General features: G+C 36.3%; 21 protein-coding genes and 1 riboswitch. Of the genes, 19 read left to right on the forward strand and 2 right to left on the reverse strand.

Features of this window, described 5'->3' with window-relative positions:
• Positions 1-10: 10 nt before the first annotated feature.
• The 7 genes from OL233_RS06770 to OL233_RS06800 all read left to right on the forward strand — a co-directional run bounded on the left by OL233_RS06770 (position 11) and on the right by OL233_RS06800 (position 6,826).
• Positions 11-1,042: a hypothetical protein gene (locus OL233_RS06770; RefSeq protein WP_275471579.1), complete on the forward strand. Its 1,032-nt coding sequence runs from the start codon at positions 11-13 to the stop codon at positions 1,040-1,042.
• Entirely contained in the window at positions 1,035-2,240 is a 1,206-nt protein-coding gene (locus OL233_RS06775) for an ABC transporter permease (RefSeq protein ID WP_275471580.1), read from the forward strand. The genes OL233_RS06770 and OL233_RS06775 overlap by 8 nt, the downstream gene beginning before the upstream one ends.
• Positions 2,237-2,914, forward strand: a complete 678-nt coding sequence (locus tag OL233_RS06780; RefSeq protein ID WP_275471581.1) for an ABC transporter ATP-binding protein — start codon at positions 2,237-2,239, stop codon at positions 2,912-2,914. Before OL233_RS06775 ends, OL233_RS06780 begins: the two co-directional genes overlap by 4 nt.
• 158 nt (positions 2,915-3,072) lie before the next feature.
• Positions 3,073-3,759: a hypothetical protein gene (locus OL233_RS06785; RefSeq protein WP_275471582.1), complete on the forward strand. Its 687-nt coding sequence runs from the start codon at positions 3,073-3,075 to the stop codon at positions 3,757-3,759.
• Between the two features lie 397 nt (positions 3,760-4,156).
• Complete coding sequence (gene trpX, locus OL233_RS06790; RefSeq protein WP_275471583.1) at positions 4,157-5,158, forward strand: tryptophan ABC transporter substrate-binding protein; 1,002 nt, start codon at positions 4,157-4,159, stop codon at positions 5,156-5,158.
• A gap of 15 nt (positions 5,159-5,173) precedes the next feature.
• Positions 5,174-6,058 (forward strand): ABC transporter permease, encoded by an 885-nt coding sequence (locus tag OL233_RS06795; protein WP_275471584.1) that lies wholly within the window; start codon positions 5,174-5,176, stop codon positions 6,056-6,058.
• Complete coding sequence (locus tag OL233_RS06800; RefSeq protein WP_275471585.1) at positions 6,059-6,826, forward strand: ABC transporter ATP-binding protein; 768 nt, start codon at positions 6,059-6,061, stop codon at positions 6,824-6,826. It abuts the gene before it with no gap.
• A 27-nt stretch (positions 6,827-6,853) separates the two neighbouring features.
• On the opposite strand, the gene OL233_RS06805 is transcribed toward OL233_RS06800, so the two are convergent.
• Positions 6,854-7,576: a GntR family transcriptional regulator gene (locus tag OL233_RS06805; protein WP_275471586.1), complete on the reverse strand. Its 723-nt coding sequence runs from the start codon at positions 7,574-7,576 to the stop codon at positions 6,854-6,856.
• Positions 7,577-7,773: 197 nt separating this feature from the next.
• Here OL233_RS06805 and OL233_RS06810 point away from each other — a divergent pair, with 197 nt between their 5' ends.
• From OL233_RS06810 to thiD, 8 genes are all read left to right on the forward strand, one after another.
• Positions 7,774-9,510, forward strand: a complete 1,737-nt coding sequence (locus tag OL233_RS06810; RefSeq protein ID WP_275471587.1) for a class I mannose-6-phosphate isomerase — start codon at positions 7,774-7,776, stop codon at positions 9,508-9,510.
• Positions 9,511-9,525: 15 nt separating this feature from the next.
• On the forward strand, positions 9,526-10,431 hold the full coding sequence (locus OL233_RS06815; RefSeq protein WP_275471588.1) for an ROK family protein: 906 nt from the start codon (positions 9,526-9,528) through the stop codon (positions 10,429-10,431).
• Position 10,432: 1 nt separating this feature from the next.
• Positions 10,433-12,898, forward strand: a complete 2,466-nt coding sequence (locus OL233_RS06820) for a glycoside hydrolase family 38 N-terminal domain-containing protein (RefSeq protein ID WP_275471589.1) — start codon at positions 10,433-10,435, stop codon at positions 12,896-12,898.
• An 11-nt stretch (positions 12,899-12,909) separates the two neighbouring features.
• A complete protein-coding gene (locus tag OL233_RS06825; protein ID WP_275471590.1) occupies positions 12,910-14,997 on the forward strand; it encodes a DUF5054 domain-containing protein in 2,088 nt (695 codons plus the stop codon).
• Between the two features lie 26 nt (positions 14,998-15,023).
• A riboswitch (TPP riboswitch) is annotated at positions 15,024-15,112 on the forward strand.
• Between the two features lie 185 nt (positions 15,113-15,297).
• Positions 15,298-15,969 (forward strand): thiaminase II, encoded by a 672-nt coding sequence (gene tenA, locus OL233_RS06830; RefSeq protein ID WP_275471591.1) that lies wholly within the window; start codon positions 15,298-15,300, stop codon positions 15,967-15,969.
• Between the two features lie 15 nt (positions 15,970-15,984).
• Positions 15,985-16,821 (forward strand): hydroxyethylthiazole kinase, encoded by an 837-nt coding sequence (gene thiM, locus OL233_RS06835; protein ID WP_275471592.1) that lies wholly within the window; start codon positions 15,985-15,987, stop codon positions 16,819-16,821.
• A complete protein-coding gene (gene thiE / locus OL233_RS06840; protein WP_275471593.1) occupies positions 16,811-17,461 on the forward strand; it encodes a thiamine phosphate synthase in 651 nt (216 codons plus the stop codon). The genes thiM and thiE overlap by 11 nt, the downstream gene beginning before the upstream one ends.
• Positions 17,448-18,275 (forward strand): bifunctional hydroxymethylpyrimidine kinase/phosphomethylpyrimidine kinase, encoded by an 828-nt coding sequence (gene thiD, locus OL233_RS06845; protein WP_275471594.1) that lies wholly within the window; start codon positions 17,448-17,450, stop codon positions 18,273-18,275. The genes thiE and thiD overlap by 14 nt, the downstream gene beginning before the upstream one ends.
• 50 nt (positions 18,276-18,325) lie before the next feature.
• Here thiD and OL233_RS06850 read toward each other — a convergent pair whose 3' ends face one another.
• Positions 18,326-20,680: an ABC transporter ATP-binding protein/permease gene (locus tag OL233_RS06850; protein WP_275471595.1), complete on the reverse strand. Its 2,355-nt coding sequence runs from the start codon at positions 20,678-20,680 to the stop codon at positions 18,326-18,328.
• Between the two features lie 127 nt (positions 20,681-20,807).
• On the opposite strand from OL233_RS06850, the gene OL233_RS06855 reads away from it, so the two are divergent.
• The 4 genes from OL233_RS06855 to OL233_RS06870 all read left to right on the forward strand — a co-directional run bounded on the left by OL233_RS06855 (position 20,808) and on the right by OL233_RS06870 (position 25,601).
• Positions 20,808-21,485 (forward strand): response regulator transcription factor, encoded by a 678-nt coding sequence (locus OL233_RS06855; RefSeq protein ID WP_275471596.1) that lies wholly within the window; start codon positions 20,808-20,810, stop codon positions 21,483-21,485.
• Positions 21,478-22,521 carry a HAMP domain-containing sensor histidine kinase gene (locus OL233_RS06860; protein ID WP_275471597.1) on the forward strand — a complete coding sequence of 348 codons (1,044 nt, stop codon included), beginning with the start codon at positions 21,478-21,480 and terminating at the stop codon, positions 22,519-22,521. Before OL233_RS06855 ends, OL233_RS06860 begins: the two co-directional genes overlap by 8 nt.
• Before the next feature lie 219 nt (positions 22,522-22,740).
• A complete protein-coding gene (locus OL233_RS06865) occupies positions 22,741-23,577 on the forward strand; it encodes a PRD domain-containing protein (RefSeq protein WP_275471598.1) in 837 nt (278 codons plus the stop codon).
• A gap of 128 nt (positions 23,578-23,705) precedes the next feature.
• On the forward strand, positions 23,706-25,601 hold the full coding sequence (locus OL233_RS06870) for a beta-glucoside-specific PTS transporter subunit IIABC (protein ID WP_275471599.1): 1,896 nt from the start codon (positions 23,706-23,708) through the stop codon (positions 25,599-25,601).
• Positions 25,602-25,621: the final 20 nt, after the last annotated feature.

Raw genomic sequence — 25,621 nt, forward strand, 5'->3', positions numbered from 1 at the left:
GGAGTCCATAATGATTTCGAAACAAACCGTCTTAATGACCACTTTTTTCTTAGTCTTTACAACGTATTTGTTTCTTTTTTCAATTGTGAGTGAAGAGCGTGCATTTTATACTTTCTATGAGGAGTATTATTCCAGTGAACACGTGTCCTACCCAAAAGTAGGGTTGAACGAGGAAGTATGGCAGACGCTGTCAAATGATAAAGCTAATTTGAAAGAAGCAAATTTTTCAGGTTTTAACTGGGCATTAGATTACTCCTTTCTTCTTCCTGGAAAGTATAGGGATAGTCTTACACTGTCTTCTGGTCATTTTTTTAAACCGAGTGAGCGAGAAGATAGTGTTGTAATAGGAAAAGACGTGTTTAAATTATTGTCAAAAGAAGAACGAAGTAGAGGTAAAGTCAAACTAGATAATGAGTGGGTCCCAATTGTAGGTGTATTAGCTAAAAGTCCGTTTGATGCAAATGTATTTCTAAATCCAGCCTCTCCTCATTTTTTAAAGAAGTATTTATCTGGTGTGATCAGCCTTTCTATGACACGATACAAACAGGATAAGAAATGGCAACAGATAGTAGACAAAGTAAAAATACCTGAATCAGATAGTGGGTTTCGCTCGCCCATTTATAGTTTAACGAGAGATGAATTTGAACAAGGCAGTCATCGTTTTGATCTCTTTTATCTCGAATTACTTCTCGTCAGTAGTCTTTCAGTTATGATGCAGTTTTATCAACGTCTGGATGCATGGCGATTGGAATTAGCCATTAGAAAACTAGTAGGGGCAAGCGAAGCTCGCTTGGTTTGGGATACGTTTCAGAAATACCTGAAAACAATGACCTTGAGTTTTATACTGAGTTTAGTTGTGGTACTTAGTGGAACTAAATTCATGGAAAAAAGTCTACCCTTTACTTTTCAGTCTGCATTATTAGGGAGTGCTCAGGTGACAGGTGTCTTTATCGTTATGGTTTTATTTTTCTTTTCATTAAGTGTGGTATCGGTCAAAATTATGACGGTCTCACAGTTACTCAGGGAGGTGCGAGATGTCTAAGTATCGGCTCCTAATCTGGAATGAATTGACAAGCTATCTTGCAATTAAAGGAGGCATCATTTTACTCATCTTGTTATCCGTTGTGATGTCTCTTGATTTTATTCAAGGTGAACACAACTATCTCAAATCAGACACTTTTTCTTCTTCAACAAGTGAGCACACGCTTGAAGTGGGTTATGGCGGATGGGAGGAGGATACTGCTCTTAATCCTTATCCCATTATTAAAGCACTTGAAAAGGCGTCAGGTGTATCCGCTAGATATAAAGGGGAGGATGCGACCTTTTTTGCAAAAGAGAAAGACTGGAAGGTCAAACAAGTTAATCCTCCATTAACGTATGACAACAACTCCTATGCTATGCCTAATCAAGTGATTGTTAACGAACAAGGTTTAAAAGAGTGGCCTATCAAGATAATAAAAGGAAAGAGTTTGAAATCGAGCGATTTCACGGCAAAAAAAGAGGATAGAGGACTATTATTAAATAGTGATTTTCAAGCCTATTACAAGGTAGGTCAAACGATTAATTTAAGTTGGTTAAGAGAAACAAAACCTAATGACCTTCAAATGGAGAACCTTCCATTTACCATACGTGGTTTTTTCGAAAAGTTACCCGAAACGTCTGACACACCAAGTCCGGAATTGATAGTCCCATTATTTTTTGAAACACTACCCCAAAATAAAATTATACAATATGATTTAAGCCATTATTATTTTCCTCTTGAAAAACTTGACCTTACAGCCTATCACCTTGATAAAGTCATCAGAGATAATCTGACTGGAACGGGGTACACAAGAGTGACTGTTCAAGACAGAAGGCAATATGAAGATTCTGAGAAGGCTTTTTTCAAAGATAAGGCGGTAGTTTTGGGCTATGAGTCTGTTTTATTTATGTTATTTACGTTATTACAAGTCATGGTGATTTCGGCCTTATTAATTAGAAAAAGAATGCGAACCTATCGTATTTTTTATGCGACAGGTTTAGATAAAAAGAGTTTATTCTTAGGGATTATACTAGCGTACAGTTTTTTATTTATTATTATGCTGTTGTTATTATATTTACTGCAAGTCTACTACCTTCAACATGAATGGGAGTTAAAAAGTATCGTAATAGGTCTTGGATTTTGGTTGGTGACGTATCTCTTAATCGTGAGTATGACCTGCAGGAAACAATTAAAAAAAGAACGGATGGTGATAACGTGACAAAGGTAATCTATCAGTTAAATCATGTCATTAAAACCTATCAAGATGGTGAAAATCAGTCATTTAATGTTCTTGATATTGAGGCATTTACGTGTTTAGAAGGGGAATTTATTGCGATAGTTGGAGAAAGTGGCAGTGGGAAAAGTACGTTGTTAAATGTCCTTGGTGTTCTTGATGGATTTCAAAGTGGTAAGGTCAAGCTTGCAGGAAAGAGTATCGGTGAGCTGAGTGATAAAGAAAAAGCACGGATTAGAAGTCAAAAAATCGGCTTCGTTTTGCAAAATTTTGGTTTAGTGGATGATTTTACAGTCAAAGAAAATATCATGTTGCCTGTTTCTTATTTACCAAAAACCGAACGCAAAGCTTGTCGTGAGCGCTTAGATGATTTGGCAGAGGAATTAGGGATTACCGCATTATTAAAAAAATTACCAAAAAAGTTATCTGGAGGACAAAAGCAACGAGTAGCGATTGCTAGAGCTTTGATTAATGACCCTGCCATTATTTTGGCAGATGAGCCAACTGGGAATTTAGATGTGGTTAATTCTGAACAAGTGATGCTCATATTAAAGGCAAAACAACTAGAAGGTAAGACAATTTTATTAGTGACACACGATGAACAATCAGCCCAAAGATGCGATAGAGTGGTCCGATTGGTGGATGGGAAGATACAATAAAAAGTGAGTTTTATATCGAAAATATAATTAGTGTATTATTAATGGTTTAATGAAAGCATTAACGTTCTAAAACTCCAGTTATGTAGAGTTATGTGATAGTGTATGTTATTCTGAGAGTGAATAATAGGTATTAAATCTGCATAATGGAGGAGATTGTAATGAAAAAGTGTTTTTTTGGTGTTGTATTGTCTGGAATGATTTTTACTATGGTGGGATGTAGTAGTCATTCTATTAAAGAAAAAGACTCTACAAATATTAGTGTAAATCAAGAAGAGGTACAGAAGACTGAGGTTGACATGGCGCAATCTGATGAAAGTGTAGTAGAACAAAAATCATCAGAGAAAGAAAAATTAGCTCAAGAAAAACGTGATGAAGAAGAAGCAGAGAAAGAAAAATTAGAGCAAGAGAAGCGTGATCAAGAAGAAGCAGAGAAAGAGAAATTAGAGCAAGAGAAGCGTGATCAAGAAGAAGCAGAGAGAGAGAAATTGGAGCAAGAGGAAGTAGAGAAAGAAAAAACTAATGCAAGTTCAGATGATAGTTACCAAAAAATATTGGATGACTATACAGTTAAGATTGAAAATGAAGCACCTAAACTTGTTGAGGAATACAATAATGAAGCACCATCTAATGATTCTGGTTTAGAAGGACTTGCAGAGTTATCTAACGAAAAAATATCCAAATTAGCAGAAATTTCTAACGAAGGTATTTCAAAAATGGCTGAAGTTATGTTTAAAAAGGGTTCTGGAAAATATGAAGAATATGAGGAATGGGCAGATAAGTTAATGGAGGTTTATATGAAAGAAGCGGAACAAATTAGTAATGCTTATATGGACTCTGCTATGTAGGTCTAACCAAATGATAAAATAATTATATGGATTAAAACTATTGACATTCTTATTTTTTCAAAGTAAACTACGTATTATATTAAATCAAACAGAAAAGAGGGATTTTCATGAGACAACTATCATTAACGACAAACGAGCAAAGACAAGCTTGGCAAAGCTGGCGTAGATAGTTGTATGTATGACAATCCGTTCATAGATACAACTTTAGAGTACATTCTAAACTTGTATCTATGTGGCTAACTATAGCGTTTTTACCGACCACATAGAGGATATCTATGTGGTTTTTTGCATTTATTTGGCGACTTAATTGTGTATTAAGGGCGTATTCTAAGGCAATGACCATTTATTGGGTCATTGCCTTTTTGTATATAAAAAAATAAGAAATGGGGAAATAAAAATGAAAAACAAAGGATTAATAGCAATTGTACTAATTATTTTAGGGGTATTAGCTAGTCAGTTTATTACAGGGAAACAAGAAATGTCGCAACAAAAAGGGCCAAAAGAAGAAATGAAGACAGTAGGGGTTTTACAGTACGTAAGCCACCCGGCATTAGATGAGATTTACCGTGGGATACAAGACGGGCTAAAAGAAGAAGGCTATGAGGAGAACAAGAATCTAAAACTGGTCTTTCAAAATGGGCAAGCCAATCAAAGTAAGCTGGCAACAATGGGGCAGCAACTTCTTGAAAAAGACTCTGATGTTTTAGTAGGTATCGCCACACCCGCTGCACAAGCATTAGCCAATATAACAAAAGAAGTCCCGCTTGTACTAGGTGCTGTGACAGACCCAAAAGCAGCTCACTTAGTGATGGATAACGACAAACCAGGTGGGAACATTACTGGTGTGAGTGATCAATCACCAGTTGATGCTCAATTAGATTTAGCAGTTAAACTCTTACCTAACGCTAAAATAATTGGTGTTTTATACTCATCAGCTGAAGATAATTCAGCCTACCAAGCAAAACGTGTTGAAGAAGAAGGAAAGAAAAGAGGACTAACCGTTAAAACCTATCCTGTACCATCAAGTAATCAAATTGCACAAATGGTTCAAGTGATGGCATCAGAAGTGGATATGATTTACTTGCCAACAGATAATGTGATTGCTAATGCAATGGAGATGGTAGTCGATGGCGCGAATAAAAATATGATTCCAATTATTCCGTCTGTGGATACGATGGTGGAGCAAGGGGGACTAGCCACTGTAGGGATTAATCAATATGAGATAGGTCGTCAAACAGGTAAGATGGTGGCGGATATATTAGCTGGGAAATCTAAACCAGCGACGACTCCAATCTACACGTTCACAACAGGTGACGTGATTGTCAATGAAAAACAAGCTAAAAAGTTAGGGGTAACATTACCTCAAGAACTATTAGACAACGCTAAAAAAACGAACTAGGAAAGAGGAATAGAGATGATTGTATCAACGATTGGACAAGGGTTAATGTGGGCAATATTAGGCTTAGGAATTTTTATGACTTACCGCATTCTTAATTTCCCAGATATGACAGCAGAGGGATCTTATCCATTAGGGGCTGCTGTGTGTGTGATGGGTATCACGCAAGGGCTATCACCGATAGTCGCCACACTTTTAGGCGTTTTTTCAGGAATGATAGCAGGTCTTATAACAGGGTTACTTTATACGAAAGGAAAAATTCCTATTATTTTATCAGGGATTTTGGTTATGTCGGGTTTGAATTCTGTTATTTTATATATCATGAAATCACCGAGTTTATCGTTACTTAATCAAAAGAAATTACATGATTCAGTCACTGGTTTAGGATTACCTCCCTATTTTGATACAGTCATGATAGGGGCCTGTGCGGTTATTATCATCGTGACATTAGTAGGTGTATTCTTTCATACAACACTTGGACAAGCCTATATTGCAACAGGAGATAATGAAGTGATGGCTCGTTCTTTCGGCATACATACAGATCGAATGAAAATACTTGGACTAACAGTATCAAATGGTATCATCGCGTTAGCTGGAGCGTTACTTGCTCAAAATGATGGCTATGCTAGTGTTGATAAAGGAATTGGTGTTATTGTAATAGGACTTGCCTCGATTATTATAGGGGAAGTTTTATTTGGTCAATTGACCTTAATTGAACGTTTAATCGCTATTGTTGTAGGGAGTATATTGTATCAGTTACTTATTTTGTTAGTCATCAAACTAGGGTTTAATACGAACTATTTAAAATTAATATCAGCAATTATATTAGCAATATGTTTAATGATGCCACAGATTAGAACACGACTATCTAGTCGATTAACGATAAAAAAGGTGGGAAACTAAATGGCAGCAGCAGTATTAGAAATTAAAGAAGGTGTCAAACGATTAGACAATGATGGTTTGGAAAGCCGCTTAATCATGGATCATTTGAATTTAACCGTACACGACGGTGAGTTTATAACGGTATTAGGGGGGAATGGTGCTGGAAAATCAACCCTTTTTAATAGTATTGCTGGGAATTTAACCTTAAGTTCAGGTGATATTTTTATGAAGGGTCAAAACGTAACGCATCAAAAAGAAGAACAACGTTCGAACTATCTCACTCGTGTTTTTCAAGATCCTAAGATGGGAACGGCTCCTCGCATGACCGTAGCAGAGAATTTATTAATAGCATTAGATAGAGGGAAAAAACGAAGATTTAAGCGTCGTAAATTGAAAGAAAATAAAGCCTATTTTGAGGAAGTATGTTCTTTAACGGGGAATGGATTGGAAAAACATTTAGACACACCTGTTGGGCAGCTATCAGGAGGTCAACGACAAGCATTAAGTTTACTGATGGCAACATTAACTAAACCTGACGTGTTGTTACTTGATGAGCATACCGCAGCGCTTGATCCGAAGACTGCACATCAAATCATGACCTTGACCCAAAAACAGATTGAAGACCATGGCTTAACTTGCTTAATGATTACCCATCGTATGGAAGATGCTTTGGTTTACGGGAATCGTCTGATTGTTTTAGAAAAAGGGAAAATTGTTTTAGATTTAACTAAAGAAGAGAAAGATAAATTGAGTTTAACGGATTTATTAGTGTTATTTGAAGGAAAATAAAAAAGTCGTCCTCATGGGCGACTTTTTTTAATCAAAATCCAAGTAGTAACGGTATTTATTACCAATATAATAACATTCTGTATATTCATAAAAATCACGACTCGCTTGTGAAGTAAAGCGAACGCGTTTTAAGAGCGGGTCACCTTCAGAAACTTTTAGAAGTTTTTGTAAGGAACGGTTCGCTACGATAGCCTCTATATATTCACTTTGCTTGTCTACGCGGATATCTTTTGTTTTAAGGTACTCGTAAAAGGACCCATAATAATCTGATGATTTCATGGAATAGGTTGGAAGGTAGATGAAATGGGTTTTAAAATAAGCTAGACGATTACTGCCGTCTCCTCTTATACGTTCTAAAATAAGAATATCATCACCAGGCTGTATTTTTAAATATTTTGCTATTTTATGATCTGCATGTGATTTTGTTAGTGTCGCCTCAAGTGTAGTAGCACGTTTGCCTTGTTCTTTTAGTTCCTGAGTAAAACCTTTAATAACTGTTGCGAAGTCTGAATCATCTGCAACCATTTTCTTTACAAAAGTTCCTTTAGCACGTTGCCGATCAAGTAAATTCTCACTGACTAATTCATTTATAGCTTTTCGAATTGTAATTCTACTGACATGGTAAATATCACACAAAGCCATCTCTGTTGGAATACGCTCTCCTTCAGGCCATTTTTCAGTTTGGATATTTAGACGAAGTTCATCAGCTATTTGTGCATAGAGAGGTTGGTTATTTTGAGTTGATACCATGTGATAGTCTCCTTAATCGTTTAATTGCTTTCATTATAGCACAATAAAATTGGCACTTAGGTTCTATTGTTATAACAATAGGTACAAAATCCTATTATAGCAACGTTTTAAAAAGACATTTCAAAAGATTGAGATATGCTATACTTTTTATGAGTTAAGAAAAGCGCTTTATTTAGCGATATGATGGAGGTTGTATGATGGAATATAATTTTTTTCCTGAGATAAAGATAAAAGAAAAGGTACAAACTTGGGTAGGTGGCATGTCAATTTCTAAAAAAATAAATGATGAAGCAGACAAACTTACTCATAATGTTATAACAATAGAAATATACCCTGGAGTTTCCACCGAGCGTTTTAATAGAGAGCTAGTACCGTCACTTCATGCAGATGTTTTAATAGACAGTCGGACTATTTTTTATGGATCTGATAAATTAGAAGACTTGATTCAAGCAACCTTAACGCAAGATCGTGTTTTTGGTCGATTTGGAGGACATTCTTTTAGTGATTTTATCGATAAAGATCAGTTAGAAAAGTGTCATAAACAAATCGAGGATGCCTTGTCTAATAATAAACGTGTAGTTATCATGGGTGTCGCTGCAAGTTTAGTGTATCCATCCGATATGATTATTTATGCGGATATTCCAAGATGGGAAATCCAAAAGGGATTCAAATCAGGAGTATTAAGTAATTGGCAGGCAGATAATGCAGGTGATGATTTTCTTGCAATGGTTAAAAGAGGTTATTTTTTTGAATGGCCAATGGCAGATAAGCAAAAACAAGATGTCTATTCTAAGGTTAATTATGTCATCGACTCTTTAAGAGAAGACTGGGTGATGGTAAGTCAGGAAAGTTTTAGTGTTGCTTTAAAAGAAGTCGCTAGCCAACCTTTTTCATTGGTCCCTTTCTTTGATCCCGGAGTTTGGGGTGGACATTGGATGCAAGAAACATTTGATTTTAGAAAAGATGATATCAATTTGGCCTGGAGTTTTAACGGTGTACCTGAAGAAAATAGTATCATTTTAAATTTTGAAGGTGTAAAAATGGAAGTGCCAGCTAATACTGTTGTCTTTTTTGAACCAAAAAAACTGTTAGGTGATCGTGTTTATGGGCGTTTTGGAAAAGAGTTTCCTATTCGTTTTAACTTTTTAGATACAATTGGAGGCGAGAATTTGAGTCTACAAGTTCATCCAACAACTTCTTATATTCAAGAAACATTTGGAGCTCATTATACACAGGATGAGAGTTATTATATTTTACAAGCAAAACCCGGTGCTAAGGTGTATTTGGGTCTTAATAATGGTGTGAAGGAAGAAGAATTAATCCCTGCTTTGGAAAGAGCAGCCAGTGGAGGAGAGTCATTTGATGATAAGAAGTTTATTTATCAGCAGGAAATAAAAAAACACGATCACTTCTCTATCCCAGGTGGTACAATCCATTCTAGTGGAGCAGACTCTGTTGTTCTAGAGATTAGTGCAACACCTAATAGATTTACATTTAAGTTATGGGATTGGGATCGTTTAGATTTAGATGGTAAGCCCCGTCCGGTTCATTTGGAACATGGTGCTAAGTGTATTGACTATAGTCGTGATGAGGATTGGGTAAAGGATCAGTTGGTGAACCCTTTTGAGATGATAGAAAAACAAGAGGGGTGGCTAGAAGAAAAAACTGGCTTACATGAGACAGAATTTATTGAAACACGTCGCTTTACTTTTACAGAGCCAATTAAATTAGAAACAAAAGGTAGCGTAAATGTTTTGAATCTCGTTGATGGAACAGAAGCTTGGGTAGAGAGTCTAGCTGGTGAGTTTGAGCCATTTTATATTCACTATGCTCAGACCTTTATCGTACCTGACTCTGTTTCTAGTTATAGTGTACGTCCAACGGAGAAAAGTAAGTCGGAAAAACTAAAGCTTATCCAAGCATACGTGAGATAGGAGTAGTTTATTAATATGAAAAAATGTTATCTTATGATAGATGTTGGTGGGACAGGAATAAAAGTCAATAGTATTGAAGCAGATGGCGGTCTTATTTTTAATGAAAATAAACATTATCCTTCTAGGTCAGATGGGTCTAAAGAAATAATTTTAGAGAACCTCAAGCAGATTTTACTTACTAATTATGATGTACTTTCAGAAATGAGATATGACATAGCTGGGATAGGGATAGCTTTTCCAGGACCATTTGATTACGAAAACGGAGTAAGTTTAATTAAAGGTCTTAGGAAGTATGATGCAATTTATGGTGTAAACTTAAAAGTAGAGATTGATAATTGGTTAAAAGAAGCGTTTAGCATAAGCTTACCTGTTATTTTTGAAAATGATGCTACGGCATTTGGTTTAGGTGAGTTTTATCATCTAAAAGAAAAAGTTAGAGGGATTGGCATTACGTTGGGAACAGGGTGTGGCTCTTCATTCATAGAAGACAATCGTATATGTCGCATAGGTTATGGTCTCAATGATCAAGGTATGATCTACGATACACCTTTTAAAAATGGTGTGATTGATGATTACCTTTCCTCAAAAGGACTATCTTTTATACAAGAAAGTCTTGGAGAAGTACCACTATCCGGAGCAGAGTTATTCCTTTTAGCTTCAAGAGGAGATAAAAATGCTTATGATATTTTTGAAAAATTTGGCGAACTAATCGGAGAGGCGTTACTGCCATTTATAGAACGTTTTAGTCCTGATGAGTTGGTATTTGGTGGGGAAATAGCAGGAAGTTATCATTTTTTTAAAAAGGGCGTTTTGAGAGTGATAGGTGATCACAATCTCAAAACTCGTGTGACACAAAATACAAGCTTGGCTACCTATAAAGGGTTATATTATTTAATTCAAACAAAATCTAAGGAGTGTTAATATGAAAAAAAAGCGTACATTATATTTGGTACATCATTCACATACCGATATTGGATACACAGATCGTCAAGAAAAAATAAGTCGTTATCATGTGGATTTCATAAAGAGTGTCATTAGATTTTTAGATAGTATTGAAGATGAACATCCAGAGTGGCATGGTTTTAACTATACATGTGAAAATTTTTGGCAAGTGGAGCAATTTTTAGAAAATAGTACGAAAGACGAGCAAGCTAAATTTGAAACTTACGTACGTAGTGGTCAGATTGATATTTCATTAAGTTACCTCAACATGACAGAGTTAGTAGATGACGCTGTTTTAAATAAAAAATTTGCTAAAGCAAAAGCATATGTTGAAGGATTAGGCGTACTAAAAGAAAGTGCGATGACGGCAGATATTAACGGTTATTCTTGGGGATATGCTGAAACAATGGCAAAAAATGGTATTAAAAATCTCTATTCATGTGTCCATACGCATCACGGTATGTTTCCACTATTTAAAAAACAACAGCCATTTTGGTGGCAAACAGAGTCAGGTGAAAAGTTACTTGTTTGGAACGGTGACCATTATCAAACAGGGAATGACTTTTTACTAGTACCAAATTCGGATCAAAGTAAACAGTACGGTGTTGAAGGGTACACAGAGGCTGAAGCCGACTTACAATTTGCTGAAACAGAGCGTCGTATTTTTGCTCATTTTGATTTACTTGATGAAGAAGGATATCAGTTTAACTACGTCCCTGCGATGATAAGTGGTATTGTAACTGATAATGCGCCTCCGAATCCAAGAATGATGGAAGTCATTCATAGATGGAATGCTAAGCACGGGCAAACAGTTGAACTTGTATTAGTCACACTAGATGAGTTTTTTAATAGGTTAAGAAAAGAAGCAGCTACTCATGATTTCCCAACGTATTCAGGTGATTGGACTGACTGGTGGGCGGATGGTGTAGGATCAACACCTGCTCCGACTAAAATTTATCGTGATGCTCAGCACAAGTATAGGGTTGCTGCAAAATTAGTAGATGATGTAATTGAAGGGAGACCAGATTTACTAGCTGAGGGTGAAAATCAGCTTATGATGTACGCAGAACATACATGGGGTTATCACTCATCTGTTGCGCAACCGTGGAACACGTTTGTAAATGATTTGGATTATAGAAAAGCAGCCTATGCTATCAATGCGAATAGCTTAATTTCAAGACATTTAGACGACGTTTTAGCTTCCTTAGGTGAGGAATCTATTCAAATGAATAGAGAACCCTATTATAAAATAATTAACCCTCATGAATCAGTACGTCATGAGGTAGCTAAAATCTATGTGAAACACTGGGAGACAGTTGACGATTCTTTCTTCTCTCAATCTACGGAAGGTTTCTGCGAGGTAGTAGATTGTCAGACAGGAGAGGTAATTGACTCTCAAGTAGCTAATAGTTCACTTGGTAAAGAAGTAAGTTTTAACATCACGTTAAAACCTAAAGAACACAAACTTGTGAGGCTACGTCGTGTTGAACCAAATCATGCGTATCGTAGTAATTGGAATCATGCGCATATCGGAACGGATCGGGTGGAAGATGTGGCCAGTTACTTAGGTTACGAACATCATGTGACACCATTTGGAATTGAAACGGATCATTTTATAATAGAATTAGATGAAAAAGTTGGGATATCATCATTAATTGATAAACAGACGGGTGAAGAATTACTTCATCCAGAAAGAAAACAAGCACCTTTTGCAGGTGTGTATGAGCGCACACCAATAAAAACTGATGCTTGTACAGAGCGTCGATTAATGGGGCGTAATCGTAAAGGCAGAGTTGCCCAACGTTATGATGCAAAGTTAAAAGATATTCAAGTTAAAGAGAATGGCTGTTTGTATAGTGTATTAGAGATGTCTTACGAATTAGAAGGGACAGGGATGTATACAGTGAGTATGCGTATATATAAAAATATACCAAGAATTGATGTGACTGTCCGTATTTCTAAAAATAATGAGTGGGCACCTGAAAATCTTTACATCCCGCTACCATTTAAATATGGAGCTGATAATGAGTTATATATTGAAAAATCTGGAACGGTCTTGCGTCCAGCAATCGATCAATTACCTGGTACAAATACAGAGTTTTATTTATTAGACAATGGTTTAACATTTACTAATGGAAAAAATAGCTTAGTAGTAGCCTTGAAAGATACCCCTTTAATCACATTAGGTGGTCTTGAAAGTCATCCGATTGAACTTTGCCAATTAAGTAGTGCTGTAAAGAATAATGAGCTTGTCTATTCTTGGCCAATGAATAACTTCTGGGAAACAAACTTCAAAGTTGATCTAGCTGGTTTTTATGAATTCAGATACAGTTTATTTTTAACAGCGCACTCAGAGTCTCCTGAAAAAGTGCTAACAGAAGCTGCAGAAGTTAACGAAGGAATTTTGACGATTGACTATAACCCCTCACCAGAAGAATTAGGATAAGGAGAAGTAGGATGAAAAAATTACACGTTGTATTTAAAACTCATTTAGATATTGGTTTTACTGATCTAGCAAAGAACGTAATCGATCAATATTTAAATGATTTTATTCCCAGAGCTTTAGAGATTGGGGAAGCATTACCCCATAATTTTGTTTGGACGACAGGGTCCTGGTTAATAAATTTTTATTTGGAACATCCTGATGTTTCAGAACAAGATAAATTACGATTGGCTAACGCTATCAAGCAAGGCACGATAAAATGGCATGGTTTACCTGTCACAACCCATACAGAATTAATGGATAAAGAATTGTTCCAATATGGATTGTCTATTTCTAAAAAACTAGATCAAACTTATAACAAACAAACGATTGCCTCTAAATTAACAGATGTCCCCGGGCACACAATAGGTATGGTTCCATTAATGGCAGAAGCAGGATTAAAGTACTTACACATCGGAGTAAATGCAAGTTCTGCGATACCTACAGTTCCTGAGTTGTTTGTCTGGCGGGCTAAAGATGGTTCTGAAATTGTGGTTCATTATGCACAGGATTACGGGGAAACATTTGAAAGAGCAGGTTGGGAAGAATCCTTGTACTTTGCTCATAGTCATGATAATGCCGGACCGCCAAAAGATGCAGAAGAAGTTACGGAATTAATGAAACGTTTAAAAATAGAACATCCAGAAAAAGAAATTGTAGCATCCAGCTTAGATTCATTTGCAGCATATGCTTGGGAGAAACGCGAAGAACTGCCTGTTATCGAAGAAGAGATTGGAGATACTTGGATTCATGGTATCGCGTCGGATCCTTTAAAAATTTCAAATTATCAAACCTTACTTCGTTTACGTCGCAAATGGTTAGAAGAGGGTGATTTAGATACTCAGTCAACAGAGTATCAGTCATTTTCAGAACAATTAATGCTCGTAGCAGAACATACGTGGGGCGGTAATGGCAATGTCTTTTTACCTGATTATAAAAATTATTTGATTGATGATTTTAATAAGGCGCGAGAACACGATAAGATTACATTTAATCATGATCGCAACACAATGGACTTCGGTGATTTAATGGCAATGATTAGTACGGATATCGATGCAAAAGCATTTGAATCTAAGCGTTCTTATAAACAATATGAAGCATCGTGGCAAGAGCAACGAGATTATATCAAACAAGCCGTCGAGTGTCTATCAGTAGAGCGACAGTTAGAAGCCTCTGCAGCAATCGCTAAAGTACATCAAGAGCAGGTTAGTTTGGAAGATAAGTTAGAGATTATTCCAGGTAAGAACTATCAATTTGGTGATCTTAGGATAGCATTTTCAACATCAGGAGGGATGACAGTTCTCGAAGACTCTAAACACTCTTATATTTTAGAGGGGAAAGAGTTTGGTGGGCTATCCTATGAACGGTTTGATTTTTCTAACTATAGTCACTATATTAGTCAGTATAGTCGTCTAACACGTTGGACCTCATCATGGTGTTTAGTAGATTTTGCGAAAAGAGGGATAGAAGCTTTTCAAACGATTCGTTATGAGTTACTAAAACCAACAACTGTACGGTCTTCATATGTATCATCTGAATACAATACAAAAATAGTATTTGATTTATCTTTTACTCATGACGAACAAATGTCATGGGGATTACCTCGAGAAATTCAACTGTCTTATGACATTAATCATCAAACCAATGCTATTACAGGGGAACTTAAATGGCAGGGAAAACAAGCTAATCGAATGCCTGAGGCTTATTGGTTAGAAACCAGCTTAGCTGTTAAAAATCCGTATCGTTGGGAAATGAATAAAATGGGCAGCTGGTTATCGCCGTATGATGTGCTAGAGAAAGGGAATCGTAATCAACATATCGTATCTGAAGAAGGATTACGCTATAGTGGTGTGGAAGGATCTATCCAACTAACGAGTCACGATGCGCCTTTATTATCATTTGGCCGCAGAAGTATGTTGGTTTTCGACAATAAACAACCGTCACTCAACGAGGGTATCTTTATTAATTTAGCTAATAATATTTGGGGAACAAATTTCCCTGCGTGGTTTGAAGGAGATATGATTTACCGATTTAATGCAACATTACCAAAAAAATCAAGTTAAGTGTGTTATACTCTATGTAATTAAATACGAAACATTTGGGGTGCTTTAGGCTGAGATTATACCCATTGAATCTGCACTAGTTAGGACTAGCGAAGAGAAATGTATTCAATGACTATTTTTAAAGAGAATTATAATGATATCTGTTTATTTATGATACCTTCTATTTTAGTGGAAGTTTTATAAAAACGAAGAGATGTTGTCTCTTTTTTGACGCCTTCTTTTGTTTCTTATTTGAGACGAAAGGAGGTGTTTTTTTATACCACTAATTAAAAATGATACTAAATTCTAGGAGGGAATCAATTGTTTACAACACAAGCAAGAGCACTTTCAATCCCATATTGGGAAGGGAGTTTCGAGCATCCATTTATAAAAGAACTCGCATCTGGCAAGTTAGCGCATGAAAAATTTAGATACTATTTGATACAAGACCGGTATTATTTAGAACATTTTAGTAAGATTCATTTTATGCTTGCTGAAAAAACATCGGATAAACAGATTAAAGAGCTAATGTTAAGTGCCGCCAAGCATTTAGAAGAGGGAGAGCTTGCTATAAGGCAACAATTTTTTGAAGAATTGGCCATCACTCCCCGAGAAATCGAAGAAACTGTGATTGCACCAACTGCCTATCATTATGTCTCTCATATGTATCGTCAACTTTTAACAGGAACGGTTCAGAGCGTCTTAGCAGGTTTACTTCCCTGTCCGTGGCTATATCAGGATATCGGTGAAAAATTAATCGAGGCAGGCTCGCCTAATGGGTTGTATCAACGTTGGATTGAAACGTATTCAAATGATGAAGGCGCTGAAGAAATTGTAAAACAATGTACCATCTTAAATCAACTGTACGAAACGTCAAATGAAGTGGAACAAGCAGATATGCTAGAAGCATTTTTAATCAGTGCCAAAATGGAGTATGCGTTTTGGGATATGTCTTATAATTTAGAAGTGTGGCGTGGTATGAGCAACGATTAATTAGGAGGAAACAATATGACAACAGCATTATTAACAGGAACACCAAGTACTTTTTTTAAAGGGTCACCTTTAATTCAGTGTATTACTAATGAAATTACATGTGAAAGTATGGCAAATGCCTTACTATACGTCAACAGCAAGCCAATTATGGCTGATGATATCAGAGAATTCCCAGAGTTGTTTAAACAGATTGATGGTGTGCTGCTCAATTTAGGACAATTTTCAGTCGCGAGAGAAGAACAAATTAGTCAGGCCAGTCACTATGCTAAAGAGCATGGAAAACCAACAGTTATTGACAGTGTTGGGGTGTCTGTTTCACCTCTTAGGAGAAAATTAGTCATTGAGCTTTTAAAAAATGAGCCAGAAGTAGTAAAGGGGAATACATCTGAACTGCGTCATTTAGTTGGCTTGGCTAGTCTAGGCAGAGGTGTTGATGGTCATGAATCTGATCAGGAAAAAGAGGCACTCCTTGAGTTAGGCAAAGCACTAGGACAATTACAGAAAAAATACCCTAAAACAACATTTTTAGCGACAGGAAAAGTAGATTTAATTGTTGTTGAAGGGTCTCTTATTTTATTAGAAAATGGTGTGCCAGAATTGGACCAGTTAACCGGAACAGGGGATGTTGTAGGTGCGATTATTGCGTCTCTTCTTGCACAAGGTGAAACGATACAAGACAGCACAGTCGGAGCGGTGAGTTATTTCAACCGATGTGGGGAACGTGCTAAAGAAAAATGTGAGGAGCCTATTGGACTAGAATCATTTAAATACCACCTTTACAATGAATTGTCTACGTTATATCAAAGAAACGATTGGTGGACATCAATTAAAGGAGTGCGTTATGAATCCTGATTATTTAGAACTGTACTTAGTAACAGACCGTCGAAAGCTATCAGATGAAGAATTTTTAATAAGAGTAGAGCAAGCCTGTACTGCTGGGGTGACAGTGGTTCAGCTACGTGAAAAGGAGGTTACAACCGCTGACTTTTATCAATTAGCCCTTAAAGTTAAAGCTATAACAGACCGTTATAAATTACCGCTTATCATTAATGACCGTATAGACATTTGTTTAGCGGTAGATGCTGCAGGTGTCCATATTGGAGATGATGAGCTTCCTGTATGGAAAGCGCGTGAACTGATTGGCTCAGATAAAATCTTAGGTGTTTCTGCTAAGACAGTAGAGAGGAGTTTAATTGCACAGTCTGAAGGAGCTAATTATTTAGGTGTGGGTGCGATTTTTCCTACGCAAACAAAAGAGTCTACTCTCGTTCCTTTGGAAGAAGTACGTGCCATAGTAGAACAAACAGACTTGCCTATTGTTGCCATTGGCGGGATTAATGAGACGACTATTCAAACCATTTCAGGTATGGAAGTGTCTGGTGTCGCTATTGTTAGTGAGATTATGTATGCTAAGTCTGTTTCTCAAAAAGTAGTCGATTTAAAATCATGTGTAAAAAAGATGAAAGAGGGAGAATTAAATGAGTATCAATAGTACGCCACAAGTGGTATCAATTGCAGGGAGTGATTCTGGTGGTGGAGCAGGTCTACAAGCAGACTTGAAGACGTTTCAAAATAGAACTGTTTTTGGCATGACCATCGTAGTCGCGTTAACTGCTCAAAATACACTGGGTGTTCAAGGCAGCTACCCCATTCCGACAGCTTTTGTGGAGGAACAATTTAAATCACTCGCTGCCGATTTTAAAATAGGTGCAGCCAAAACAGGGATGTTGTTTGATAAAGAGCACGTAAAATGTGTAGTTGATAATCTTAAGGCTGTCGATTTTGGTCCATTAGTCGTAGATCCTGTAATGATAGCTAAAGGAGGTCATACGTTATTGGATACGGACGCAATCGACTTGATTAAAACTGATTTACTACCGATTGCTTATGTAGTGACGCCCAATATTCCAGAGGCTGAAGTTTTGGTAGGGTATCCCTTAACAAATGATTTAGAGATAATGCAAGCAGCTCAAGATATCCAATCATTAGGTGTGAAGAATGTGATTATTAAGGGTGGACATTTATTAGAATCGCAATCAAGAGATTATATTTTGTTAGAGTCAGGGGAGCGTTACTGGTTGGTGAGTGAGAGATTGGAGACTGTCAAAACTCATGGTACAGGAGACACCTTTTCGGCTTGTATTGCTGCTGAATTAGCAAAAGGTCAACCCATTAAAGAGGCTATCCTAACAGGAAAGCAATTTATCCAAGGGGCAATTTCTAATGCGATTGATGTGGGACACGGACATGGTCCTACAAATCACTGGGCACAACTAGAAGAAACAATCTCTGTTATAGAAGAGTAGTGAGGATTATATACTAAAAAACCAGCTGAAAAAGTTTCAGCTGGTTTTGTTTATTCTGAGCGTAATGCCGTAACTGGGTCTTTTTTAGAAGCCATCTTAGCTGGGATTGCGCCACCAATCATAGTTAAAACCACACTAATTAAGATTAAGATACCGGCATGTACAGGGTTTAACTGTGCCACATTTTCTAAGTCTGCTAGGTTTAAGAAGACTTTATTGATAGGAATAGTTAAAAGATACGTGATAGCAATACCAAGCGAGCCAGAGAAAAGTCCGACAATGAACGTTTCGGCATTGAAAACTCGTGTGACATCTTTTTTACGTGCACCAAGCGAACGAAGGACACCAATTTCTTTTGTTCGCTCTAATACAGAGATATAGATGATAATTCCAATCATAATCATAGATACGAGTAATGAAACACCTGCAAAGGCAATCAAAACAATCGTAATACCATCCATAATATTACCTGTTAAATCAACCATCATGGCTGCTAGATCGGTGTAAATAATTTTGTCTTTTTCTTTTTTACCTTTGTTCCATTTATCTAAATAAGTAATGACTTTATCTTTTGATTCAAAGTTTTTAGGGTGAATATCAATTCCAACCGGCATTTCTGTCGCACCAAGTTGTGCTAAAATCTGTGTTTTTGTCGCAAGTGTTGGAGTGGGCATTGCGTCTTCTGGTCTAAAGCGAGAACTTTCCTTTTCAGGAGCTTTATCATCACCAAAAGGTTGTCCGGTTAAGATATTAAAGTCTGTTTCTTTTTGAGCTTTAACAACATTAGAAGCTAAGGCCTCTTTTATAACAGTTTGCGCTAAGGTATCACTGTATACAATCCCTTCAGGAAGAGTTGAGATTGAGGCATCTTCTTTAATTCGGATGATAGAACTTATTGTTAGTTCCGTATTGTTGTCACTGTTTTTTAATACATCTAAGTCCTCTTTTGATGACTTGACTTGATAGAGATTTCCTTGCTCTTGATACAAGTCATTATTATGAACTAACTGGTATTTTTTCCCAACAATATCACTAAAGTCAATCGGGTTTAATTTATCTAGTCTAAAGCCGAGTTCCGTTAAAACAGTATTTGGCATCTTATTCGATTCATCGACAATTAAAGCTAACTCGGTTTCATTTTGAGGCAATTGTCCAGCAAGTACGTCATAGTTTGTTTCTAGGTAGGTTGTATCAAATGATTTTTTCTTTGTAGGGTAACTAGAAAAAGGCAATTGACTTGTGTTGATTAATTTTGGCTCTTTGGCTGTAGGGTCCAGTAGAGACAGGTTAAGTTGACGTGTGTAGTTAATGCCTTCGACTAACTGACGGTCTAACTTATCAATATAGCTTAAATACTTTTCAGATAATTTATTTTTATGTTGAACCGTCTCTTCTTCTAAATCTACAGGGAAGAGTTGTTTCTTATCTGTAAATTCTTTCGTACCCGCTTTAGTCGAATCAGGTCGTTTGTGCATGCTTTGCATTTGTGTCCCTATTGTGATGGGGTAGTTAGCTAGAGAGCCTTTTTCAAAATCACTGACTTGTTTATTAAAGCCATTGGATAAGGATAAGACAAGTGCTATACCGATGATACCAATACTTGAAGCAAAAGCGGTCAAACCCGTTCGCCACTTCTTAGTAATAATGTTATTTCCAGATAGTTTTAAAGCTGTAAAAAAACTCATACTTGTTTTTTTAGGTTTATATTTTCGACGAGTAGGGGACGGCTCATAAGGATTACTATCAGATAAGACCTGTCCATCAGAAAATCGAATGATACGGTCGGCATAAGCCTCTGCTAGTTCAGGGTTATGGGTCACCATTAAGACTAATTTGTCTTTAGAGATGGACTGGATGAGCTCCATAATCTGTTCGCTCGTGTGAGTATCAAGAGCACCAGTCGGTTCATCGGCTAGGATAACTTCTGGGTTGTTAGCCAGAGACCGAGCAATCGCGACACGTTGCATTTGTCCACCAGATAATTGATTAGGTTTCTTTGTAACGTGATCAGCTAATCCCACTTGTTCTAAAACGTCCAATGCTTTTCGTTGTTTAATTTTTTTCCTTACACCTGAAAGGGTCATTCCCATTTCCACGTTGTCGGCTACAGATAGGTGTGAAATTAGATTATAACTTTGAAATATGAAGCCTACACTGTTATTACGATAGGCATCCCAGTCGCTATCCTTAAATTCTTTAGTACTGGTTCCTTGAATAAGCAAGTCGCCAGAATCATAGCGATCAAGTCCACCGATAATATTAAGTAGTGTGGTTTTACCTGAGCCGCTTGGCCCAAGTATGGCAACAAATTCATTTTTTCTAAAGGTTAGACTCACGTCATCTAAAGCAAGTTGATGAAAGTCTCCTGTTATGTATTCTTTTTTTAAGTGTTGTAATTCAATCATAGAAAGCCTCCTCTTTACTCACTATATTGTAACACGCAACTGTGAACTATATGTTAACAAAGGAGTTAATAGTGAGTTAATCTTTATGTTATAGTATAGTAATTATCTAGGTGTAAAGGAGAACGGTATGGTTAAGATATTGGTAGCAGAAGATGATTTAGAACTTAAAAACTTATATATAGAAGTGTTATCAGGTGTGGGATATGAGGTTATCGAGGCAACGAATGGTAAAGAAGCGTTGTTAGAATTAGAAAAAAATCGAATTGATCTTGTTATTTCAGATGTGATGATGCCTGAAATAGACGGTTTAGAACTGACAGAGTCCATCCGTTTATCGAATAAAACGATTCCTATTTTAATGATTTCAGCAAAAGATACTTTTAGGGATAAGGAAGCTGGTTTTATGGTCGGGACAGATGACTATATGGTAAAACCTGTTGATATTAACGAAATGCTGCTCCGAGTAAAAGCGTTATTAAGACGGGCGCAAATTTTAACCGATCATCAATTGACGTTCGGTGAAACCATCTTAGAGTTAGATGAACTAAAGGTGATGTGGAAAGGCAGTAAACTTATACTACCTCAAAAAGAATTTCTGTTGTTATACAAACTAGCGTCTTCACCAAATAAAATATTCACGCGGCAGCAGTTAATGGATGATATCTGGGGTCTGAATTCGGAAACTGACCCACGAACAGTTGATGTCCATATTAATCGGCTGCGAGACAAGTTAGCAAGTAATCCAGAATTAGCGATTAAAACTATAAGAGGGCTAGGGTATAAGTTAGGGGAAAGAGATGCATAAAAAACATTCGGTAAAGATGATTTTAGCATTCTCTATTAGTGTGTTCGTCATTGTAAGTTTGACGACTCTTTTAGTAGGGTCTGCTATGTATTATTTAATTAAACATGATTACTTAAGAGGCTATAGTCATTTAGCTGTGATTGGAGTTCTTTGTTTATCAAGTATTTTTATTAGTACAATCGTGGCTCATAGTTTAGGAAAATGGTTATTTTCATCTTTTGCCGTGTTGAATAAAGCGACAAAAGAAGTAGCCCAAGGTGATTTTTCTATTCGAATAGAAGAAGATAATTGGATTGATGAAGTGGCAGGTTTGTCACAAAATTTCAATATTATGGTGAGCGAGTTAGGGAAGATAGATAACATGAGGCAAGAGTTCATCGCTAACATCTCTCATGAATTAAAAACACCGATTGCCGCGATTGACGGCTATGCTTCTTTATTAAAGACACCAGGGTTAAGTGAAGAGAAAAAAGCTGACTACATAGAACGTATTGTCGTGAGTGCGAGACGTTTAAATTCGTTATCTAGTGATATTTTATATATGTCGAAATTAGATAACCAAGAAATAAAGGAAAAAGAGACGTTTTTTTCTCTCTCGGAAGAAATTAGACAAGTGCTTTTACTATTAGAAACCTGTTGGTCAGAGAAAGAAATTGAGTTGGACATCGAGATTGAGGATATTGAAATTGTAGGGAATAAAGAACTTTTGCAACACGTTTGGCAAAACATCCTAAGCAATGCCATTAAATTCTCTGATAAAGGTGGAAAAATAACAGTTTGTTTGAAAAAAAACTCAGATAAAATAACATTTTTAGTGAAGGATGAAGGATGTGGCATGACGTTAAGCGAAATCGAGCGTGCGACAGAAAAGTTTTACCAAGGAGATAGCTCTAGAAGTAACCAAGGAGCCGGCTTAGGTCTAGCCATGGTAAGTCGTATTGTAGAGTTAGTAGAGGGTCGTATGGCAATTGAAAGTGAAAAAAATCAAGGAACAATCGTTAGGATAGAACTTTATGAAAGCAAGCATTTACCATAATATAATTATGGTAAACTGCATAAATTAGAACATATGTTTATTTTAGTTGTAAAAATATCTGTTGAAAACGGTTGCCTTTTGTAACAGGTGTGATATAATGTTTTCAAGGCAACAAACATAGCACAGGATTGTTACTGATTCGATCAGGCATAACCTACTTTAATTTACTACTTTTTGTGGTTTATTAGAGTAGGTTTTTTTATTGGAAGGAGGTAGACTATGAAATTTCTTAAAAAAATTAATAATAATGTTGCTTTTGCTAATGATGAAGATGGGACAGGTTATATTGTTTTAGGAAAAGGTATTGGCTTTTCATTAAAAGAAGCGGATGAGATTCCTGATGATGTGATTGATCGTCGGTATATTTTAAAAGATGATGAGAGTGATAATCAAGATATAGAAGTTTTACAAAATATGGCTTCAGATGTTGTTGCGATTACGAGTAAGGTCAGTGAACTTGCAAAAAAAAGGCTCGACATTGAATTTGACAATGCTCATTATCTTATATTGGCTGATCATATCGACTTTGCAATAAAAAGACAAGAACAAGGTATTGAGTATCCAGTATTAAATTATTGGGAATTAAGAAAAATACACCCTGAAGAATTTGCTTTAGCTGGAGAAGCTCTTAATCTTATTAATGATGGGCTGGGTCATAAACTTGATGATTCTGAACTTGAATTTTTAACAAATCATTTTGTAAATGCGTCTAATAAAGACAGCACCTTAAGTGATACAGTACATGTTATTAAACTGATTAAACAAATTGTTAAATTAGTGGAGTATCAATTTCAAATGTCGTTAGATCCTAATCAATTCGCACATGGTAAATTTGTTAATCATTTACGCTATTTTATGTTACGGAAATTATACAGCCAATCCTATGCGAATGAGATGGATGAAGACTTAGTACAAATGTATAAAATGAAATACCCTGAAGAGTATCAGATGGCTGAAAAAATATCAGACTTTCTGCATATGAAAGAGGGGTGGACGATATCGGTAGAAGAAAAAATTTACCTAACCGTTCACTTAAAACGAATAAAATCAATATAGTCACTATTTGGCTTGTAACTGATTCGATCAGGCATTACTGAATAATGAATATAAGTAGGAGAACGTTTAGGTCTCTTTACTTATTTTCATTATTCTTTTTTTATAAAAAAAATTAAGGAGTGAGAAAATTGTCAAAGTATAAAGAAACAGCAACTCAGGTTGTAGAAGCAATTGGAGGGAAAGAAAACGTGGTAAATACGTGGCATTGTGTGACACGCTTGCGTTTTAACTTAAAAGATAAAAATAATATCCCAGTAGATAAAATAAAAAAAATTCCAGGGGTTATGGGAGCTCAGTTTTCAGGAGATCAGTTCCAAGTTATTATCGGAAACACAGTTGCCGATGTTTTTGAAGAGGTAGATTTAATTGTAGGAAGTTCTGGCAGTTCAGAAAAAACAAATGACGATGAAGGATTTTTATCAAAATTATTTGATATTATTTCAGCAATCTTCACACCGATTGTTCCAGCATTAGCAGGAACGGGATTACTTAAAGGATTTGTCGCACTTGCAGTTATTTTCGGTTGGACAACAGCTGAAAGTTCATCATATCAAGTGATTTATGGTTTAGCAGATTCTGTTTTATACTTCCTACCATTCTTATTAGCGGTATCTACGGCTCGAAAATTTAGAACAAGTGAATACTTAGCATTAGCATTAGCTGGTGCAATGATGTATCCTACTTATCTAAATGCTGCCCAGGAAGCAATGCAAGCTAGTTTTACAGGTGGAGAAGCACCTGCACCGTGGCATATGTTTGGAATTATTCCATTACCATTAGTAAGTTACGCAAGTTCGGTATTGCCAATTATTTTCTCAGTGGTACTTTTAAAATATATTGTAAATTGGGTAAAAAAATGGATGCCGGAGAGTTTAGCACTTATGTTTACTCCTATGGTAGCTTTGCTTATAACTTTTCCAATTGCTATGGTCGTAATCGGACCAATCGGAACGTATGCTGGTAACTTTGTAGGAGATGGTATTGCATGGCTGTTTGAAGTTGGAGGACCTTTCGCAGGACTAGTACTTGGTGCAACGTATCCTTTATTAGTTATTACTGGAATGCATTATTCACTAGCACCGATTTCTTTAACAAGCTATGCAAAAAATGGCTTTGAAAATGTCGTAACACCTATTAATTCTGTTACAAACTTAGCACAATCAGGATCGGCTTTTGCAGTTGCATTAAGAACTAAAAATTCATCAATGCGTCAAATCGCAATTTCTTCAGGTATTTCTGCATCAATCGGAATTACTGAACCAGCGATGTATGGTGTTACCTTAAAACTTAAAAGACCGTTTTATGCAGCATTAGCTGGCGGTGGTATTGCAGGTGGCTTCTCGACATTTATGAATTTAAAAGCATACGGCGGAGGCGGAATGCCAGGCTTATTTTCAATTCCTGCTTTTATTCATGATAAAGATACTATGAATGTAATTTGGTTTATCGTTGCTCTAGCTTTAAGTTGGGTATTATCATTTATTTTCACATTAGTTTTAGGTTTTGAAGAAGAAGTTGAAGAAGAGGAAGTAGTTGTAGAAACACCGGTAGTACCAGTTAATCCAGTTGAAAATAACCGTATTTTTTCACCATTAAACGGTGAAATTATTCCATTAAATCAAGTAGCAGATGAAACATTCGCTCAAGAATTAGTAGGGAAAGGAATTGCGATTATTCCATCTGATAATCAAGTAGTTGCCCCAATTTCAGGGATTGTCAAAATTTTTCCAGAATCTAAACACGCTATTGGTATTTTAGGTGATAATGGAGTGGAAGTACTAGTGCATATTGGGATTGATACGGTAGAATTAGGTGGAGAAGGTTTTGATTTAGATTTAACGGTTGATTCTCATATTGAGAAAGGCCAAGTTTTAGGAACGGTTGATTTTGATGGTTTGAAAGCAAAAGGGATTGATGTGACAACAATGGTTATAGTAACAAATACACTTAATTACACTGATGTTTCACCAGCTCAAGAGAATGGTGTTATTTATAAAGAAGAAGAAATTGTACATGTTATTTAATTAATCAAACAAATAAGGAG

The sequence above is a fragment of the Vagococcus proximus genome, assembly GCF_029143285.1.
GTDB lineage: Bacteria > Bacillota > Bacilli > Lactobacillales > Vagococcaceae > Vagococcus_D > Vagococcus_D proximus.